The 14736-nt window shown below is 64.5% G+C and carries 12 protein-coding genes; 2 read left to right on the forward strand and 10 right to left on the reverse strand.

The genetic code is table 11. From position 1 onward, the window contains the following. Window positions 1-3 precede the first annotated feature (3 nt). Window positions 4-819, forward strand: coding sequence for an ATP-binding cassette domain-containing protein (locus tag BUF17_RS10400; RefSeq protein ID WP_084564457.1), 816 nt, complete (start codon window positions 4-6; stop codon window positions 817-819). On the opposite strand, the gene BUF17_RS10405 is transcribed toward BUF17_RS10400, so the two are convergent. The 3 genes from BUF17_RS10405 to BUF17_RS10415 all read right to left on the reverse strand — a co-directional run bounded on the left by BUF17_RS10405 (window position 807) and on the right by BUF17_RS10415 (window position 5680). Next, complete coding sequence (locus BUF17_RS10405; protein ID WP_073628402.1) at window positions 807-1538, reverse strand: hypothetical protein; 732 nt, start codon at window positions 1536-1538, stop codon at window positions 807-809. The two genes, BUF17_RS10400 and BUF17_RS10405, sit on opposite strands and share 13 nt — an antisense overlap. Continuing rightward, on the reverse strand, window positions 1531-2610 hold the full coding sequence (locus BUF17_RS10410) for a GSCFA domain-containing protein (protein WP_073628404.1): 1080 nt from the start codon (window positions 2608-2610) through the stop codon (window positions 1531-1533). The genes BUF17_RS10405 and BUF17_RS10410 overlap by 8 nt, the downstream gene beginning before the upstream one ends. A 331-nt stretch (window positions 2611-2941) precedes the next feature. Then, window positions 2942-5680: a cation-transporting P-type ATPase gene (locus BUF17_RS10415; RefSeq protein WP_073628406.1), complete on the reverse strand. Its 2739-nt coding sequence runs from the start codon at window positions 5678-5680 to the stop codon at window positions 2942-2944. Between the two features lie 369 nt (window positions 5681-6049). On the opposite strand from BUF17_RS10415, the gene BUF17_RS10420 reads away from it, so the two are divergent. Next, window positions 6050-6493, forward strand: a complete 444-nt coding sequence (locus tag BUF17_RS10420) for a DUF2000 domain-containing protein (protein WP_244530848.1) — start codon at window positions 6050-6052, stop codon at window positions 6491-6493. Between the two features lie 3 nt (window positions 6494-6496). Here the strand turns inward: BUF17_RS10420 and BUF17_RS10425 are convergent, their stop codons facing one another. From BUF17_RS10425 to BUF17_RS10455, 7 genes are all read right to left on the reverse strand, one after another. Continuing rightward, on the reverse strand, window positions 6497-7327 hold the full coding sequence (locus BUF17_RS10425; RefSeq protein WP_073628408.1) for a helix-turn-helix transcriptional regulator: 831 nt from the start codon (window positions 7325-7327) through the stop codon (window positions 6497-6499). 116 nt (window positions 7328-7443) lie between these two features. Then, window positions 7444-8613, reverse strand: coding sequence for a Gfo/Idh/MocA family protein (locus BUF17_RS10430; RefSeq protein WP_244530849.1), 1170 nt, complete (start codon window positions 8611-8613; stop codon window positions 7444-7446). Window positions 8614-8629: 16 nt separating this feature from the next. Then, a complete protein-coding gene (locus tag BUF17_RS10435; protein ID WP_073628410.1) occupies window positions 8630-9682 on the reverse strand; it encodes a sugar phosphate isomerase/epimerase family protein in 1053 nt (350 codons plus the stop codon). A gap of 65 nt (window positions 9683-9747) precedes the next feature. Further along, window positions 9748-10560 (reverse strand): SDR family oxidoreductase, encoded by an 813-nt coding sequence (locus tag BUF17_RS10440; protein ID WP_073628412.1) that lies wholly within the window; start codon window positions 10558-10560, stop codon window positions 9748-9750. A gap of 2 nt (window positions 10561-10562) precedes the next feature. Continuing rightward, window positions 10563-11465: a myo-inosose-2 dehydratase gene (gene iolE, locus BUF17_RS10445; protein ID WP_073628414.1), complete on the reverse strand. Its 903-nt coding sequence runs from the start codon at window positions 11463-11465 to the stop codon at window positions 10563-10565. 119 nt (window positions 11466-11584) lie between these two features. Further along, window positions 11585-13426 carry a 3D-(3,5/4)-trihydroxycyclohexane-1,2-dione acylhydrolase (decyclizing) gene (gene iolD, locus BUF17_RS10450; RefSeq protein ID WP_073628416.1) on the reverse strand — a complete coding sequence of 614 codons (1842 nt, stop codon included), beginning with the start codon at window positions 13424-13426 and terminating at the stop codon, window positions 11585-11587. A 130-nt stretch (window positions 13427-13556) separates the two neighbouring features. Next, complete coding sequence (locus tag BUF17_RS10455; RefSeq protein ID WP_244530850.1) at window positions 13557-14678, reverse strand: MurR/RpiR family transcriptional regulator; 1122 nt, start codon at window positions 14676-14678, stop codon at window positions 13557-13559. Between the last annotated feature and the right edge of the window lie 58 nt (window positions 14679-14736).

Raw genomic sequence — 14736 nt, forward strand, 5'->3', positions numbered from 1 at the left:
GCCATGACCGCCTTCGCTCAGCAGCGTCCCGTGCCGGCCTTTCGCGACGAGATACCCGGCGTGACGTCAGCGCCGGCCCGCGAACCTGCGTTCCGCTTCGAGGGCGTGAGCAAACGCTTCGGCGACAAGACGGTGCTGCACGGCATCGACCTGTCGGTTGCGGCGGGCGAGTTCGTCGCCATCGTCGGCAAGAGCGGTTGCGGCAAGAGCACCCTGTTACGGCTGCTCGCGGGGCTGGAAAAGCCGAGCGGCGGCAGGCTCCATCACGCCGGTGATGCCGATGCGCGCGGTGACACGCGCATCATGTTCCAGGAGCCGCGGTTGCTGCCCTGGGCCCGGGTGCTCGCGAACGTCGAGGTTGGTCTGACGGGCGCCAGACTCGGCAGCGAGGGCCGGGACCGCGCGCAGGGTCTTCTTGCCGAGGTTGGGCTCGCGGACCGGGCGAAGGAGTGGCCTTCCGTGCTGTCGGGTGGTCAGCGCCAGCGTGTCGCGCTCGCCCGAGCACTGGTCGGACGGCCGAAGATCCTCGCGCTCGATGAACCGCTCGGCGCACTCGACGCTTTGACGCGCATCGAGATGCAGCAGCTTCTGGAGCGCATCTGGCGCCAGCAGGGCTTCACCGCCGTGCTGGTGACGCACGATGTGTCCGAGGCCGTCGCACTGGCCGACCGCGTGATCGTGATCGATTCCGGCCGTGTCGCGCTCGACCTTCCGATCCCGGTGCCTCGCCCGCGCCGGCGCGGCTCACCGGAACTCGCCCGGCTCGAAGGCCGTCTGCTAGACCTGCTGCTCGGCAGTACGAACGGTCAGGAAAGCTGATCCAGATCCTGCAATATCTTTGTCAGCATCAAGCGACCATAAGCCGAGTTCGCGTGATAATCTCCGGGAGACTTGGCGAACAAGTCCCACATGGCACCGTTCTTGTCGTAAATTTCCGCGGGAGGAAGGTGGTAGGGTATTTCAAGGCGGTCGAATTTATCGGCGGCATATCTTAGAAAGCGACTATAAATAAGCGCCAGTTCATTGTCGACGAGGTTCATTTTGCGAGCGATTCTGTGATAGCTCGCCGGAACCGGACAACACGAGGCGACCGAAAAGCGGACATTCATGTCCAGAAGATGTTCAAAGAACATCATGGGTTGCTTCAGCGCTTCGTCAATAATGGCTGTGAACGCCGCTTGCGTCACGAATTGGCGTTGGCTGTCCCAAATGGCGGTTGTGTGAGCTAGCCAATGTTCCGCGTTGATGCAGAAACTCGGATAAAATCCAAATACGAAGACGAACCGTCTTGCGTCATTTTTCTCAATATATGGCAATCCATCCGCATTCAATTTCTGAAAAATATTCTTGGCCACATCCTGCGTGAACTCGATATTCCCGTCTATGGATGCAAAAAAGGGTTGCAGGAAATGATAGCCGTGACCGAGCTGGGCCATGCGGATTTCTCCGTGCCGGCTTTGAAACTGAGACTTCTTGCGGAGATGAGGAACGGCATCGATCAGAGCGATGATGTGGGAGTCGCCGACGATCTCAAGCATAGCCGATCTCTTGGGCCTGCATCATCTCCTCACACACAACTTCGAGATCGCCGATAGACGGCAGAGCATCCGGATTGTCTTCGTCGCAATCGCTCTGCAAGGGGGCAGCGTGTTCCTTGAAAAAATGGGACATTACGTAATCAACGCCCGAAGAATTGATCGTTCTAAGATTTGAATCATAAAATATACCGCGCATGGGAGGGGCTGTTATAATTTCAAAAGATGGAAAATAATCGACAAAATCAAGCTCGCTCGCCAGATGACCCGCGACCGCCCGCAAAACGGACTTTGAGTACGTCGTGGCTGACAGAACGTGGGCCTCGGTCTTCGTCGCGGTGAGCGGAACCGGAGAGACGGTCAGAATGAATTTCATGTCTGGATTCAGAGTGCGAACCTTCCCCATGAACGCAACGAGATCCTCAAATATTTCGAAGTAATTGAAATTCTTGAACTCGTATTTTTCTTGGTCGAAGGTGCCTGCGACCGTACCAGGGCAGAGAGGAAAGACGGCGCCATCCCGTTTGGATATCCAAGCTTCCGTTAGTCCGAGCGTGAATATAAAGAGATCAGTCTGTTGAAACATGTCCTTCACGGCGGCAAGATGCGATTGGCGAGACCGCTCAAGTTCCGCTATGCTGCAGAAAGGCACCGGCTCCAATACAGGACGGAAGGGATCTGCGAATCCCCCCTCTTTTATCCACGGTTCTTCTTCCGGCCTGAAATTCTCAAATGCCCTATCGAATGTCTGCAAAAGTTGCCGGGCGGTGTATATGTTGCAAAATCGCGCCGAATAGACACCGTAATTGTAGCTCCTGGAGAGCTTAGAAGGGAGAAGAGGCGGTGCCGGCTCGAAATCCCTGAAATTAAAGCCATTACGCTTCAAAGCGTTCGAGATGTGTTGGGCAAAGCAGCTGCCTGCCGTCGCAATGCGAGTGCCGAGATCGATCGAGAATTTTTTTCGATAGAGATCGCTGAGCTGTAAGGGATGCGTGTCGGCGACGGCCTTACGCCATATTGCACGTTCTTCCAGATCGTCATAAGGGGACTTTTTATTTCCCGGTTGCTGGATCATATGTCAGCATCCTTGTGACAGTCATTGAACACACATCCCGGGCGAACGTCCCTCGATCTCCATCGCCAGCATGCCTTCAGACCGTGCATTTGGGCACGTCGGGAAGGGGCACATGCCAGCCTGATAAAGGCGTCCAATGCTTGTGCGGGGCTTGTCGCAATTTCTGTTCTTGTTGGGCGTCCTTTCGACCGTTGTCCGGCTTATGACCCGTCATCGATAGCTTGCGGGAGCCTCCAGGGCCTGGATCCAGCGGTGTGGGGACCGACCGCGAGCGGTAGCCGCGTCGTGACGTTGGATGTCGGTGTCCTCGGCACGACAAGCCTCATCCACTTTATTCCGAGAGGATCTTCAGCCGCCGAAGAACGAGCTTCTCGATCTCCAGGATCGCCATCAGCGCAACGCCGGCGAGGACCACCAGAACGCCGTCTCCGAGCGACAGACTGCGCGTGTCGAACAGAGCCTGCATGAACGGCGCATAGGTGAAGGCGAACTGGGCAATGACGAGCGTGCCCAGCGCATAAAGCACCGGCGGTGTTCCGAGCGCGCCTTTCAATGTGACGGACGAAACGTTCAGGTACCGGACGTTGAAGAGATAGAAGATCTCGAACACCACGATCAGATTCACGACGAGGGTACGCGCCGTCTCGATGTCGTCACCCCGATGTAGCGCGAGGAAGAACATCCCGAGCGCGCCGAGCGTGAACAGCCCCGACACGAACACGATCCGCCAGACGAGGAACGGCGACAACAACCCCGCGCGCGGCGGGCGCGGCGGCCGCTCCATCACGCCGGGCTCGGTCGGCTCGAAGGCGAGCACCAGGCCAAGGGTGACCGTGAGGATCAGGTTGATCCAGAGAATCTGCGCCGGTGACATCGGCATCGCGAAGCCGAACAGGATCGCCGCGATGACCGTGGCCACCTCGCCGCCGTTGGTGGGAATGGTCCAGGCGATGACCTTGCGGATGTTGTCGTAGACGGTCCGTCCTTCTCTCACGGCGGCGACGATGGACGCGAAGTTGTCGTCCGTCAGCACCATCTCCGCCGCTTCCTTGGCGGCCTCCGTGCCCTTGTGACCCATCGCGATGCCCACATCGGCCTGCTTCAGGGCCGGTGCATCGTTGACCCCGTCGCCGGTCATCGCCACGACGGCGCCGCTCGATTGCAGGGCGCGCACGATCCGCAGCTTGTGTTCCGGGCTGGTGCGGGCGAACACCGCGGCACGGGCTGCCAGCGCGGGCAGGGCAGCATCGTCCGTTCCGTCGAGATCGCCCCCGGTCACGACCTCGACGCTGTCGCTCAGCTTCAATTCCCGCGCAATGGCTGCGGCGGTCACGGCGTGATCACCGGTGATCATCTTGACCGCGATGCCCGCCGACCGGCATTCGGCCACGGCATGCACGGCCTCTTCCCGCGGCGGGTCGATGAAGCCGGTCAGACCGAGGAAGACGAGCCCATGTTCGAGGTCATCCGCCGACAGCGGCCGCTTCATCGCCGTCCTGTCCAGGGTCTTCATCGCGAAGCCGAGCACGCGCTCGCCCTCGCCGGCCGCCGTTGCAATGCGCCGTTCCCAGGCGTTCACGTCGATGTCGGCTCCCTCTCCACCGGCTTCGCGTTCACAGGTCCTGAGCAGCCGCTCGGGGGCGCCTTTGACGAAGATGACTGTGTCGCCAGACGGCGAGGTATGGCGCGTGGCCATGAAGCGATAGCGTGCGTCGAAGGGTATTTCGTCCTCCCTCGGCCACTCCCGCCGAACATGGTCGGGGTCGAGACCGACCTTCGTGGCCAGGGTGACGAGGGCGCCTTCCATCGGGTCTCCGGCGACGGTCCAGCGGTCGCCGGTGCGTGTCAGGCTCGCGTCGTTGCAAAGCAGGCCGCAGCGGATGAGTTCCGCCGCCGCTTCGAGCGCGGCGACGTCATCGTCCCCCTCGTTGCTGGCGAGCGTGCCGCCGGGGGTGTAACCGGCGCCGCTGGCGAACAGGGTATGGCGGCCGGCCATGATGCGGCGGGCCGTCATCTCGTTTCGCGTCAGTGTGCCGGTCTTGTCGGAGCAAATGACGGACGTGGCGCCGAGCGTCTCGACGGCGGGGAGACGCCGGGTAATGGCGTGGCGCGCCGCCATGCGCCTTACGCCGATGGCAAGCGTGATGGTGATGACGGCCGGCAGCCCTTCGGGAACCACGCCGACCGCGAGCGCGACCACGGCGATCAACGCCTCGGTCCAGTCGTAATGCCGGACCAGCGTGGCGAAGGCATAAAGGGCAATGGCCGCGGCGATGGCCGTCCAGGTGAAGCGACGGCCGAACTCATCGATCTGCCGCAGCAGCGGTGTCGTCAGCGGTTCGACGCCGGCGATAAGGTCGCTGATGCGTCCGATCTCGGTCCGCGTTCCGGTGGCGACCACGATGCCGGTACCCAGGCCGGCGGCGACCAGCGTGCCCGAAAATGCCATCGAAGTGCGGTCGCCGAGCGACGCGTGCTCCGCTACGGGCAACGCCTGCTTCTCGGCGGCGAGGGATTCGCCCGTGAGCATCGCCTCGTCGACCTTCAGCCCGTGAGCCTTGAGAAGGCGGATGTCCGCCGGGACCCGGTCTCCAGCCTCGACGAGGACGAGGTCGCCCGGCACGAGGTCTGCGACCGCGACGGCAACCTGGTGGCCGTCGCGCCAGACCCGGGCATGAGGCGCGATCATGTCGCGGATCGCGCTCAGCGCCTTCTCCGCCTTTCCCTCCTGAACGAAGCCGACGATGGCGTTGACGGTCACCACCGCGATGATGACGAAGGCATCGATGAGGTGGCCGAGATACCACGCCGCGATAGCCGCACTGAGCAGGAAGTAGATCAGCGTGCTGTTGAACTGCGCGAGGAAGCGCAGCAGCGGAGGGCGTGCCCTGGCCTGCGGCAGCGCGTTCGGTCCGTGAATTGAAAGCCGCCGCGCCGCCTCGGTCGAACGGAGACCCGTTTCGCTGCCGTCGAGGATTCGAATGGCTTCGATGGTCGGAAGGGCGTGCCAGCGCAGGTCTTCCAGATCGTCCGACCGTTGATCGGTCGCCTTGCTCTGGGTGTAGGACATCCTTGCGGCTCGCTTTGCTATCCGGAGCGGAAGAGATCTTCATCCCGCAGCCCCGCTATGCCGCGACCGTGATGAGATCGCCTTGCCAGTCTGTCACGCCGAAAAACGCCTCCCAACTCCGTAGAATCCCTGACCCGGCGCAACAAATCGTGATGGTTCCGGTCTTTATGGTCCCGATTCTTGGGGGGGAGCCGCGGATCGTCTGAAGCGCGGTGGGTTCAGCTTGGTTCCGAAACCGGTGCCCCTGTCCGATAAGCACACTGCAATGGCGTTCAAGACCAGGTGCGTACGGCCGGCTAGCTCATCTGGAAGCGAGCCGATGCCCAGTGGGGGACGAGGTTCGCGCCCACTCGAATGCCGGAGATGACCGTGACTCAAGCAGAACAGATGGACCCGCGAGACGCCGCCGAGCCGAGCCGTTGCGTCATCGTGGTCGACGCAAGCCTGCCGGTGGGGCGCGCCGCGAATGCCGCTGCCGTCATCGCGCTCACTATGGGCCGGAAGCGGCCGGAACTTGCAGGTCCCGATCTCGTCGATGGCGCGGGCGCGGTCCATCCGGGCCTCATCTCCATCGGGATCTCCATCCTCGGCGCTGCGGGCACCGAACTCGCGGCGGTCCGCGCAAAGGCGCTCGCCAGAGGCATCGAGGTGGTGGATTTCCCTGCGCAGGGCCAGGAGACCACCGACTACACCCTGTTCTCCGCCGAAGTCTCGCGGTGCGACGCGGATGCGCTGCACTATGTCGGCGTCGGGCTCTACGGTCCGCGCAAGGCGGTGGGAAAGATCGTCGGCAAATATGCCCTGCTGGGATAACGCTCAGGCGGCGGCGAGCCGGGCCTCGCGATAGGCGCCGGGCGTGACGCCCATGCGCGCCCGAAAGCTGCGCGTGAAGTGGGCCTGATCGGCGAAGCCGGCCACGTTTGCGACCTCAGCCAGGGGAAGGCCGCGCCTTATCAGGTCCAGCGCCGCACGGATACGGGCCTGACGCTGGTAGCCGTGCGGCGTCATCCCCGTCTCGCGCTCGAACGCGCGGTAAATCCGGAAGGGCGGCAGCCCCGATGCGCTCGCGATCTCCGCGAGGCTGACACGCCGGTCCAATCGGGCGTCGAGAAAGTCGCGCGCCCGCTCCACCGCGCGGGTTTCCCGGCCAGTCTCGGATTCGACGTCCGACTGCGATATGTGTCGCTCGAACAGCCGTCGCGAGAATGCAAGATAATGTTCGTCCCGCAAAAGCTTTGATGCCGATTGCTCATAACTTGCGTGAACGGCGAGAAAAGTCTGTGCCAGTTGCGCGTCGCGGATGACCGGGCCACGCAATGCAGCGGCCGGCCGCTCTTTCTGGAAGAGCCGGCGGTGCAGGCCGTCGAGATCGACGTAGATGGTGCGCTGGCTCCAGCCGGCGTCATCCACCGGCCATCCGGCATGCGGCTCGTCGGCATCGATGGCGTAGAGGTCGCCCTCGCGGGCCACGAACTCCCCGCCCTTCATCCGGATGCGGATCGCGCCGCCGGTGATGAGGGCGAAACAGGCGGTGTCGTGAGTGTGAAGATCGTAGGCGAAGTCGCCGAAGCGCGCGCGCAGGAATTCGGCGCCGAGGTCGTCGGCGTACCAGATCGTCGCTTCCGTGGCTGGCCGCGGGGTTGGCATGGCCCAGCATATCCATCTCGCGCCGCCCACGGAAGACGCACGCGATCCCCGGCCGCTGCCATCAGTGGCCACGGCTGTGCGTCAGGCTGGGGGCGTCCGCCGGTCAGCGGCGCGCTTCAGACATAGGCCGGCGCAAGCCACCGCCCGGCCTCGTGGCTGTCGACTACGGCATCGACGAACGCCACGCCCTTGAGGCCGTCATAGGAGGTCGGGATGTCCCGGCCAGCCGGACCCGGCTCACGGCCGTCCGCGCGGGCGCGAATCGCCTCGGCGAACCCGGCATAGAGGTTGGCGAACGCCTCGATATAGCCCTCGGGGTGGCCGGGAGGCGTGCGCATCCTCACCCGTGCCGCCTCCGAAAGGTCCTCGCGCCCGCGCTTGATTACGGTCGGCTTGCCGAACAGCGGCGAGAACACCAGTTCGTTCGGCGCCTCCTGATGCCAGGCGAAGCCGCCCTTCTCACCGAACACCCGCAGCCTCAATCCGTTTGAATGGCCGATGGCCACCTGCGAAGACCACAACAGCCCGCGCGCGCCGCCTTCGTAGCGCAGCATGACATGGGCGTTATCGTCGAGTGCGCGGCCTTCGACGAAGGTCTTCAGATCGGCCGAGAGGCTTTCCACCTTCAGGCCGGTGACGAACCCGGCGAGATGATAGGCGTGCGTGCCGATGTCGCCGATGGAGCCGCCGCGGCCGCTCTTCTTCGGATCGGTGCGCCAGGCGGCCTGCTGGTTGCCCTCAAGCTCGATGCCGGTCGCCATCCATTCCAGCGGATATTCCGCCTGCACCACCCGCACCGCGCCGATCTCGCCGGCGAGAACCCGCGCGCGGGCCTCGTGGATCATCGGATAGCCGCTGTAGGTGTAGGTGACGCCGACGAAGCGGTCGTGCTCGCGCCCGAGCGCATGCAGCACTTCGGCGTCGGCGAGAGTCGTCGTCATCGGCTTCTCGCAGATGACGTCGATGCCCGCCTCGATCAGCGCCTTCGCAATGGGGAAATGGGTGTGATTGGGCGTGCAGATGGCGACGACGTCCACACGGTCCTCGCGCGCCATTTCGCTCGCGATGAGGGCACGAACGTCCGCGTAGGACCGATCGGGCGCGATGTGCGTCCGCGCGGCGAAGGCATGGCCGCGGGCCGCGTCCACGTCGAAGGCGCCGGCCACCAGCTCGAAATTGTCGTCGAGCCGGGCGGCATAGCGGTGGATGCCACCGATATAGGCGCCTTCGCCGCCGCCGATCATGCCGAGCCGCAGCCGTCGCGCGGAGAGGGAGGTCTGTGTCATGGTCAGTCTCAGGACGTCAGTAGCCGAGGATGCGGCGGTTGAGGGCGCGGTCGGCTCCCGACTTCACGAAGTCGTCGAACGCGCGTTCGGAGACGCGGATGATGTGGTCGGCGATGAACTTCGCCCCTTCCGCCGCACCGTCTTCCGGGTTCTTCAGGCAGCATTCCCATTCGAGCACCGCCCAGCCGTCGAAGTCGTAGCCGGCGAGCTTCGCAAAGATCGCACCGAAATCGACCTGGCCGTCGCCGGGCGAGCGGAACCGGCCGGCGCGCCGCAGCCACGGCTGGTAGCCGCCGTAGGCGCCCGTTTTGGCCGTCGGACGGAACTCCGCGTCCTTGACGTGGAACATGCGGATCCGCTCGTGGTAGGCGTCGATGTAGCCGAGATAATCGATCGACTGCAGCACGAGGTGGCTCGGGTCGTACATGATGTTGCAGCGCGGGTGATTGTCGACCCGTTCAAGGAACATCTCGAACGTCAGTCCGTCGTGCAGGTCCTCGGTCGGATGGATTTCGTAACAGAGGTCGACGCCCTCGGCATCGAAGGCGTCGAGCAGCGGCCGCCAGCGGCGCGCGAGCTCGTCGAAGCCGTCATCGATCAGGCCGTCCGGCCACTGCGGATAGGGATACAGATAGGGCCAGAGCAGCGTGCCGCTGAAGGTGACGTGGCGGTCGATGCCGAAGCGGCGGGAGGCGACCGCGCAGGCGCGCAATTGCTCGACGGCCCATTGCTGGCGCGCGGCCGGGTTGCCGCGCAGCTCCGGCGGCGCGAACGAATCCGCCGGCAGGTCGAACGACGGGTGCAGCGCGACGAGCTGGCCCTGGAGGTGGCTCGCAAGTTCCGTCACCACCAGCCCGTGGGCGGCGACGGTGCCGACGATCTCGTCGACATAGTCCTGGCTTGCCGCCGCGCGCTCGATGTCGATCACCCGCCTGTCCCAGGTCGGGAGCTGCACGCCTTTGAAGCCCTTTGCCGCGGCCCAGCCGGCGAGACCGTCGAGGGTGTTGAAGGGAGCCTCGTCGGCGGCGAACTGGGCCAGGAACACACCCGGCCCCTTCAGTGTACGCATGGCGGGAACTCCCGGCTGTGACGGCACTTCGGTTCGGACGCGGCGTGCGCCCGGTTCAGACGCGCTCAGAGCGGCGCTGCGGGGACGGGTGATGACTCGTATGCACCCCACACGGACTGGTCGTAGTTGATGGTGCTGCCGGTCATCAGGCCGGACTCCTCGCTCGACAGGAACGCGACGGCGCGCGCCACCTCGAACGGATCGATCAACCGGCCGAACGGCTGGCCCGCAGCGGCCTTCTCCAGCCAGTCGTCCGGAGCGCCGTGATAGGACTTCTGCGTCTGGTCCTCCCCGTCGGAGGCCATCCAGCCGATATTGAGCGCGTTGACGCGGATACGGTTCTTCAGGGTCGCGAAGGCTGTATTTTCCGTCAGCGTCACCAGCGCGCCCTTTGACGCGCAATAGGCGGCGATGAAGGGCTGGCCCGCCTTCGCCGACATCGAGGCGATGTTGACGATGGTGCCTTCGATCCCGTCGCGCTTCATCAGCTTGACGGCGTCCTGCATGAGAAAGAACGGCGCGCGCACGTTGACAGCGAACATGCGGTCGAACAGTTCGGGCGAGGTATCGAGCAGGGTGCCGCGGTCGGTGAGGCCCGCCGCGTTCACGAGCGCGTCGAGCCGACCGAATTCCCGATCTGCGGCGGCGATGACGGCGCGGCAGTCGTCGACGTTTCCGAGGTCCGCCTCGATGAACACCACCCTGACGCCGGTCGTGGCCGTGATCTCGGCGGCCCGTGCTTCGCCCTTCGCCCGCGAGCGGCCGCAGGTGACGATGCCGGCTGCACCGCGCTCGGCGAAGGTGCGCGCGATGGCGGCGCCGAGGCCCTGCGTGCCGCCGGTTACGACGGCGATCTTGCCTTCGAGACGTGCCGCCATCGTCAGGCGCCTTCGATGGTGTAGCCGGCCTTGGCGAGGGCAGCGACCAGCGCACGATGGCCGATCTTTGCATATTCGGCCGGCGGCGCCTTGACCGGGTCCTGCTCGGCCTCGACCACGAACCAGCCTTCATAGCCGTGGTCCGCCAGCCGCTTCAGGATGGCGTCGAAATCGAGAGAGCCGTCGCCGGGCACGGTGAAGGCGCCTTTCACGACAGCGTCGAGAAAACTTTCGCGGCTGCGGTCGATGCCGTCGATGACCGCCTGCCGGACGTCTTTGGTGTGGACGTGGCTGATGCGCGCGTGGTGCTTGTCGATGACCCGCAGCACGTCGCCGCCCGCGAACGCCATGTGGCCGGCATCATAGAGCAGCGGCAGTCCTTCGCCCGAGTGCTTCATCAGGAGATCTACATCCTCCTCGCTCTCGATTGGGGCCGCCATGTGGTGGTGATAGGAGATCGGCATACCCTGCTCGGCGCACCATTCGCCGAACGCGGTCATCTTGCGGCCGTAGGTCTTGATCTCGTCCTCGCTGAGTCGACGGCGGGTCGCAAGGGGGGCGCTGCGGTCGCCCTGGATGGTACCGGCGGTCTCGCCATAGACGATGCAGGGCGCACCCATCGCCTTGAACAGGGCCATCTGCGGGGCGATGCGATCCTTCTCGGCCTCGATTTCGCCGTCGAGCAGCAGGCCGGAGAACCAGCCGCCGCACACGCTGATGCCGTGCGCCTTCAGGATCGGACCGAGCACAGCCGGATCCATCGGGAAGCGCCGGCCTGTTTCCATGCCGGTGAACCCGGCGGCGCGGGCTTCCGAGAGGCACTGTTCGAGCGTGACGTCGCCGCTCAGTTCCGCCAGATCGTCATTCCACCAGGCAATGGGCGCGATCCCGAGTCTCGCTTTCACGTCGGCCTCCAGAGCATTGAACTTGTTGTTGTTCGTCTTCGCGGGATACGGGGCGGCGTGCTCGCACGGCTGCTGCCGCCGGAGACGTCGCCGTCGCCCTTCTTGCCGGAGGACCGGGATCAGACGCCGACGCGCTGGCGCCGCCGGCCTTCCTTCTGGGTCTTGAAGGCCTCGCGAACGGTTTCTCGGTCGCTGGTCTCGGGCACGCCGACATCCCACCATGCATCGCCCGGGGACCAGGTGAAGCCGTCGGAGACGATCGTGATCACCGTGGTGCGATCGGTGCCCTGCGCCCATTCCAGCGCCTGGCCGAGTTCCGCGAGGCTTTCGACATGTCGTGTGAGCGCGCCCATCGAAGCGGCATGCTTGGCGAAGTCCACCGCGAACGGCTCCTTCACCTTGCAGTCCTTGATGAGGTTGTTGAACGACGGCGTTCCCTTGGCGTTCTGCAGGCGGTTGATCACGGCATAACCGCCGTTGTCGCAGACCACGACGATCATCTTGTGACCGGAAAGCACCGTCGAATAGATGTCGGAGTTCATCATCAGGTAGGTGCCGTCGCCCACCATCACGATCGGCGTACGGGTCGGATCCGCCATCGCGGCGCCCCAGCCGGCCGCGATCTCGTAGCCCATGCACGAGAACCCGAACTCGCAGTCGAAGGTGTTCGGGGCCTTCACCCGCCAGTTCTTGACGAGCTCACCGGGCAGACCGCCGGCGGCGGTGATGATGAGGTCGCGGTCGCGAGCCTTGGAGTGGACCACGCCCACCACCTGCGCATAGGTCGGGACCGGAGCATTGGTCGGCTTCTGGAAGCCGTCGAGCGCCTGGTTCCAGCGGGCGAATTCGACGCGGCCCTTCTCGGTCCAGCCGGCATCAGCCTTCCAGTCACCGACGGCATCGTCGAGTTCCCGAACGGATTCGAGCGCGTCGCCGACGACTGCGAGGGAGCGATGCTTGGTGGCATCGAACCGCGCGGCGTTGATGGAGACGATCTGGGCGTCGTGAGCGAACACGGTCCAGGAGCCGGTTACGAAATCCATCAGCCGCGTGCCAACCGCCAGCACCACATCGGCCTCCGCCGCAAGCGCGTTGGACGAGGTCGAACCAAGGATGCCGATCGGCCCGACATGGGCGGGATGGTCGTGGGTGACGGTGCCCTTGCCCGCGATGGTCTCGGAGAGCGGGATACCGTGCTTCTCCGCGAAGTCGGCGAGCGCCTCGCCCGCGCCGGAATAGCGCACGCCGCCGCCGGAGATGATGAGCGGTCGCTTGGCGTTGCGTAGCAGTTCCGCGGCTTCGGCGAGCCGTCCACGGTCGGGACGGGGCCGGGGAATGGTGTGCACGGTCTCCGTGAAGAACGCTTCCGGATAGTCCCACGCGATTTCCTGGATGTCCTGCGGAAGAGCGATGAAGGCCGGGCCGCAATCGGCCGGGTCGAGCATGGTGGCGACGGCCTGCGGCAGCGACGAGATAATCTGCTCGGGATGGACGATGCGATCCCAATAGCGCGTCACCGCCTTGAAGGCGTCGTTGACGTTCACGGAGGGGTCGCCGTAGTGCTCGACCTGCTGCATCACCGGGTCAGGCCGCCGATTGACGAAGGTGTCGCCCGCGAGCAGCAGCACCGGCAGCCGGTTGGTGTGCGCCACGCCCGCCGCCGTCATCATGTTGAGCGCGCCGGGGCCGATGGACGTCGCTGCCACCATGATCTGCCGGCGTCGCTTGGCCTTCGCGAAGCCGATCGCCGCAAGTGCCATCGATTGTTCGTTCTGCCCACGCCACGTCGGCAGCTTGTCCTGCACCGCCTCCAGCGCTTCCGACAGGCAGGTGACGTTGCCGTGGCCGAAGATGGCGAACACGCCCGGGAACAACGGTACTCGCTGTCCGTCGTCGATGGTGAACTGCGCACACAGATAACGAACCACGGCCTGGGCCATGGTGCAGCGAACCGTCGTCATGCATTCCTCCCGAGGGACGGGCCGCGTCCGGTGGCGCGACCCTCTTTTTTGAAAACTTTATTGCATGGATTTGGCGCGCGCAAGATAAATTGCAGATGCCGCAGCGCGGCAAAAATCATTGCCTTGCGGTCTATTGCCTTGCGGTTTGCGGAGTCCGCCGCGCGGCGCGGTTGCGCAGGATTTCCGTAACGGTCGGAATACGGGGGGCTTCCTGCTTGTCGGGCTGGAGCCGCGCTGCGGTTGCCACCGCAATGCCCTGAACCAGGCAGATCGGCGCCGCAAGCGAGCGCGAGAAAGTGTACTCGTCCTCAGGTACGGTGAACAGCACCGTGGCATCCTTGGCGAGCGGCGAAAGCTGGCTGTCCGTGATCGCGATCACCGGGATCGAGCGTTCGCCGGCCGACTCGCAGATCGTGACGACCTCCTTGGCATAATGGCGGAAGGCGATGGCCACCAGCATGTCGCGATCGGTCATCGTCTCCGCCATCTCGGCCGCGAGGCCGCCCGCCGGATCGAGCAGAACCACCCGCCTGTGCAGCATGGTGAGCAGGTAGCGCAGGAGCTGTGCGATCGGCTCGGACCGCATCTGCCCCGCAATGTAGATGGTGTCCTTGGTGGCGAGCAGCTCCGCAGCGACCACGAGGTCCTCCTCGGCGACTCCTTCGAGGAGCCCTTCCAGAGCGGCCATGTCCCGAATCACCAGCTGCTTCAGATGGCCCAGCGGGCCTTCGCCGGAATAGCGCGACAACTCGCTGTCCAACGCCCGGATGCGTTCGCGAAACCCCGGAGCCGCCGTCGCAATTCGCGTCTGAAACACCGCCTGCATGTGCTTGAAGCCGGAAAAGCCGAGGTGCTGGGCGAAGCGCACCAGGCTCGACGGATGCACGCCGCATTTCTCGGCGAGCGCATTGATGGATTCGAGCGCGACGACGTTCGGGTTCTGCGTCAGGAAGCGGGCGATCTGTTGAAATCCTGCCGACAGCTGGGCGTAGTCCTGCGTGATGAGATTCACGACGCCTTCGTAGTTTTCAGGCACGCCTTGCCGGGGCTGCGATGGAGCTTTCGGCATCTTTCCCTCACTTGAGCCCGGCGCAGCGGCGCGCCGGCACGATCCTGCGCAGGCGTCTGTCGAGCCCGCACCGGCAGGCGAATGCCCGCGGCCGGCGACGTGCGAAGCGCCTTGACAAGAAATTTTTATTGCGTAAAAAACGATAAAGCAACATAAGTTGCCAATAACGAACCAGAACGACACGAAGCCCTGCGACCGGGAACGCCTGTCCCGGAAATGCCGGGCCGCTTGGGAGAAGGGC

This window comes from Pseudoxanthobacter soli DSM 19599 (assembly GCF_900148505.1).
Lineage (GTDB): Bacteria > Pseudomonadota > Alphaproteobacteria > Rhizobiales > Segnochrobactraceae > Pseudoxanthobacter > Pseudoxanthobacter soli.